Origin of the sequence: Pseudoflavonifractor sp. 60, assembly GCF_009911645.1 — a bacterium.
Lineage (GTDB): Bacteria > Bacillota > Clostridia > Oscillospirales > Oscillospiraceae > Lawsonibacter.
On the sequence record NZ_QWKI01000195.1, the window covers coordinates 1 to 4,337 of the forward strand.

General features: G+C 61.5%; 4 protein-coding genes. All 4 read right to left on the reverse strand.

All coding sequences use genetic code 11. From position 1 onward, the window contains the following. Window positions 1–601 (reverse strand): S-layer homology domain-containing protein (locus D1646_RS19060; RefSeq protein WP_160637972.1); only part of this gene is annotated, 601 nt, incomplete at its 3' end. A 358-nt stretch (window positions 602–959) separates the two neighbouring features. Then, the gene (locus tag D1646_RS19065; protein WP_160637973.1) at window positions 960–1,100 is read right to left on the reverse strand and encodes a hypothetical protein; all 141 of its coding nucleotides are present in this window, start codon (window positions 1,098–1,100) and stop codon (window positions 960–962) included. Window positions 1,101–1,296: 196 nt separating this feature from the next. Next, window positions 1,297–1,437: a hypothetical protein gene (locus D1646_RS19070; RefSeq protein WP_160637974.1), complete on the reverse strand. Its 141-nt coding sequence runs from the start codon at window positions 1,435–1,437 to the stop codon at window positions 1,297–1,299. Window positions 1,438–1,510: 73 nt separating this feature from the next. Further along, entirely contained in the window at window positions 1,511–3,844 is a 2,334-nt protein-coding gene (locus D1646_RS19075; protein ID WP_160637975.1) for a SpoIIE family protein phosphatase, read from the reverse strand. Window positions 3,845–4,337: the final 493 nt, after the last annotated feature.

Genomic DNA, 4,337 nt, shown 5'->3' on the forward strand with positions numbered 1-4,337 from the left:
CAGAACCGCTCTTGTCAGCCTGAACCACAGGGGACTTCAGAGTGTTCAGCGCCAGCTGAGCGACCTGATTACGGGTCAGGGGGGTGGTGTTGGCCACATCCAGGCCCTTGAACAGGGACAGGTTGGAAGCCAGCTTAGCAGTCTCCTGCTCCCAGCCGCCCTGGAAGTCCTGAGCGTACTGGAAGTAGCCCAGAGCCTTCAGCATCATCAGAGCGGCCTGAGTGGCAGTAACATTGCCAATGCCGTACTGATTGTTGCCGATGCCGGAAACAATGCCGTTGGCCTCACAGGCGGCAACATACTTGCCAGCCCACTCAGGCACGTCGGTGAATTTGCACTGACCCTCAAAATAGTCAACCTTGAGGCTCAGCAGGTTGGACATCACGACAGCCATCTCAAGACGGTTGACGTTGCTGTCCGGGTTGAAGTTGCCGCTGTCGCTGCCGGACATTACGCCGACGGCCTGCAGAACTTCAATTGCCTCGACGTTATGCTCTTCGGTAACGTCGGGGTAGCTCGCAGCGCTGGTTCCGATCACCATCATGCCCAGGAGCATGACAGAAGCCAGAGTCAGGCTGAGAGCCCGCTTCAAGTTTCTCATTCGGATATTCCTCCTTTATTATTTTTCGGCCATGAGAGGGGCCGTTCGGGTCGGAATCTCTTCCGCCCAAATAGAGGCCTTGGTCCCGCCTGCCTCCGTCCCCCGGGGGAGACTTCCTCAGGCCGTCGCCCAACCTCTATGCGCATTTTAGCAAACCGAAATTTTAAAGTCAATGGGTTTGAGGGAAGTGTAACAGAACGGTAATATTGCGGTCCCTTTGTTACATTGCCCCCCAAAAGAGGAAAATCCGCCCTTGACACTGAAGGACGGAGGGGGTATACTATCTATTAGATGAGTGCTGCGGTAAAAGCGGTCAACTCGTTAAAGTAATTGCGATGTGCTTAAATCAGCACAGCCGTCACTTGGCCGAGTGGCGGCTGTCCTTTTTTACCTTCAGCGTAATGGTGTAGCCATTCACCGTCAGTGTAATGGTCAAAGACATACTCTCACCTCCTTTCGGAGGACTCGAGTTGACCGCCGTGACATTTTGCCGCAGCACTTGGTTCTACTCTACCACGATTTTCGACATACGTCAACAAAAAGAGGAGACCATACAGAGCGTTTGAATTTCAGAAGAACAAATTAAACTCCGCCCTTGACACCGAAGGACGGAGGGGGTATACTATCTACTAGATGGGTGCTGCGGTAAAAGCGGTCAACTCGTTTAGTGGTAAGCTATTTTTTCAAAACAGCCGTCACTTGGCAGAGTGGCGGCTGTCCTTTTTTACCTTCAGCGTAATGGTGTAGCCATTCAGCGTCAGTGTAATAGTCAAAGACATACTCTCACCTCCTTTCGGAGGATTCGAGTTGACCGCCGTGACATTTTGCCGCAGCACTTGGTTCTACTCTACCACGATTTTCGACATACGTCAATAAAAAGAGGAGACCGGTCTTCCGGTCTCCGTTTTCTCATGTCCGCCTGTCCAGCCGGATCACCAGAGCGGTACGGTCGTCGGTGGCCTCGCCGGAGTCCTGGGTGACCAGCTCCCGGGCCAAATCCTTGGGGCTTGTCCCCTGGAACTGGCTGAACTTCTCCTTGAGCCAGCCGTCCTCCAGGCCGGAACACACCCCGTCGCTGACCATCAGCACGCAGTCGCCGGGGGCCAGCCGCAGGGAAAACTGGTCCAGGGCGGACTGCTCCCCCTCCGCCAGACCAGCGGGCAGGGACTTTCCGCTGAGGCGCTGAACGCTGCCCCCCTTTTTTATATAGGTAGGGGCCGCGCCCAGCTTGTACAGCTCCCCCTCTCCGGTGAACAGATCCAGTTGGAGCAGGTCCACCGTGGTAAAGCCGCCGGTCTCCTCCCCCCGGAGGGCAAGGGCGGAGCTGAGCGTTGTCAATGCCCGGCGGGCGTCCACTCCGGCCTGAAGGAGCTGTTCCAGCAGACGGACCGCCAGGGTGCTCTCCCGGTTGGCCTCGGGTCCGCTGCCCATGCCGTCACACAGTAAGAGGTAGAGCTTGCCGTCGTGGCGCTTAAAATAAGTCCCCGCGTCACCGCTCACCGTCTCCCCGGTCTTTTTTCGAGCTGCGACCCCCGCCACCGCCATCAGCGGCTCCTGCTGTAGAAGAGAGAGGGTGTTTTTTCCCTCCAGCTCAACCCGGAGAGGGACACCCACCGCCGCCGACAGCTCCTTGAGCCGGCCGGGCCGGCCCAGAGCGGCGCAGTCGGGCCCCTCTGCCTCGACCCGGAGCAGACCCCGTCCATCCCGGCAGGCCGCCGCCCGGACCTCCAACCCCGACTCGGCCAGACACCGGCGCAGACGGCGGTCACTGGCGGGGTCGGGGGTCAGCTCCCGGCTCAGCTCCGCCGCCGCCTCCCCCAGCAGGTCGGACAGCTGGGCGTACTGCCGGCACACCGCCGCCCGGCTCTCCCGGATGCGGGCGTTGTACTGACGGCGGTAAAACAGGGCGGTGAGCTCCTCATTGACCGCCGCCACAAAGCCGGGGAACTGGATGCACCGGTCAGCAAAGTGCCGGGGAAAGTCGCCGGCCTCCGCCCGGCCCCGCTCCACCATGGCGGGGGTTGCGTCGTTAAGTGCGTTAAAGGTGGTGTTGTAGTCCGACTTCCAGCAGCGGTCCCGGAGGGCGCACCCCCGGCACTGCCGCCCCGCTGCCCGGTCGAAGACAGTGGCCACGTCGTTGTCATTGTCCGGGGGCTGGAAGACGGAGCGCAGGGAGTCGTACAGTGACCGGAAGGCCTTGGCGGTGTGCTCCAGCTTCTGCTGTACCAGCCGCTGGGCCCGCAGGTCCACCGTCCCCGCCTCCGCCGGAGACAGCTCCATCCCCAGCCGCCGGGCGAACTGCTCTGGAATAATCAGGAAGACTATAGCGGCCAGGAACACCTCATATAAAATGGAGAGGTCCAGCCCCAGGTCCCAGGTCCACAGCACCGCCGCCCCGTTGGTCAAGACGTAGATCACCGCCGCCCCCAGACGTCCCTGTCCCCGGCGCAGCCCCGCCGCCAGCCCGGACAGCCCGCAGGCCATGGCGTACATCGGCGCGGCCTGTCCAGCCAAATCCATGGAAAGCCCAATGACAACCCCCTGGACCGCCCCCGCCGCCGGTCCTCCCTGCCAGGCAGCCGTGAGCACCGCCATCACCGCCGCAGCACGGCCCAAGGAGATACCTTTATAAAGGTATAGCGGCTCCAGCGCCGCCAGGCAGGCACACAGCAGTGCGGTGGTCCCCACTAGCCTGTGGAGCGGACCGGCGCTGTCCCTGGTCCGCCCCGCCGCCGGACTCAGCGCCCCCTGGAAAGCCCACACCGCCAGCACGGTCAGCAGGGCCTCCAGCACAAAGCAGATGGCGTCCACCGTCCGCCAGCCCGTCTGAGACCGGACAATAAACCCGGTGAAGGCGTCCAGCGCCCCCGCGATCAGAGGCATGGCCCAGGGGCGGCGCAGCACCCTCCACTCACAGAAGGCAAAGTGGATGGCAAAGGTCAAAATGGCGGCGGAGGAGTAGCGCAGGCCGCTGGAGAAGTCCAGAGCGGTCATGGACCCGAAGCAGGCCCCCACCAGCGCCGCCCCGCCCCGCGGTCCCGACCCCGCCGCCCCCACCAGGGCCAGGCCAAAGGGAGCGCTGTCCTGAAAAATTACCGCTCCGGACAGCACCGCTCCCAGCAGCAGATGAATCCCCGCCTCCGCCCCCAGCAGCAGGGCGGAAGCCGGTACCTTTACCTGCCCCGTCTGCCGGGACTGCTGGCGCAGGCGGTTGAGTTTGGTGTAAATCGTCTTGGCTGTCATGCCGCTCTCCTCCTTATGTACAGGTAGGGACCCATTATATTCCATTTTCTGGAAAATATGAGTCGAAAGCGGTCCGAGACCAAAAATTGCCGCCAAAACTGCCAAATGCCCCACAGGTCCATAACCTGCGGGGCTTGCCCTATTATATTATTCCTCCCACCAGGCGGGGAAATTGGAGGCTTTTGGAGAAAGAGGGGTCTTGGCCCCTACAGCCCCCTCGTCCAAAGGGGTGTTGGTAGCTGACTCCGCTTTTACAGCCCGGCAAAGCCGGTGGGGATTGATTTGCTGACACTGCTTCTACTGGAAATCTGCGGTAAAAGGAAGCACTCCCAGGGACAATCCCCCGCCCTCGCTTCGCTCAGGCACCCCCTTTGCCAAAGGGGGCAAGCGGCTTCGCCGCTTGTGCAGCCCTGCTTCGCAGGGCTCATCCCTCGTCCCGCCCGCAGGCGGCCTGGCCCCTTTGAAAAGGGGCTCCGCGAAGCGGTGGGGATTG